The 263-nt window shown below is 66.2% G+C and carries 1 protein-coding gene; it reads left to right on the top strand.

Translation table 11 applies throughout. From position 1 onward, the window contains the following. Positions 1-263 (top strand): DUF222 domain-containing protein (locus ACPXB3_RS22665; RefSeq protein WP_425729901.1); only part of this gene is annotated, 263 nt, incomplete at both ends.

Below are 263 nucleotides of genomic sequence, written 5' to 3'. Positions count from 1 at the left end.
GCCGAAAAGCAGATGGCCGACTACGCGCGCGTGCACACCCCCGCCGAGTTGACCGCGATCGGTGCCCGCCTGATGGCACACCTCGACCCCGACGGCGAGTTGACCGACGACACCGACCGCCAGCAGAAACGCCAGGTGTTCCTCGGCCGCCAAGACACCCAGCAGATGTCGAAGATGACCGGCAAAATGACCCCGGAATGCCGTGCCGACCAAGAAGCCGTGTGGGCGGTGTGGGCAGCCCCCGGTATGAACAACCCCGACGA

The sequence above is a fragment of the Gordonia sp. DT219 genome (assembly GCF_049847065.1).
Taxonomy (GTDB): Bacteria; Actinomycetota; Actinomycetes; order Mycobacteriales; family Mycobacteriaceae; genus Gordonia.
This window is presented reverse-complemented; position numbering and strand designations above follow the sequence as displayed.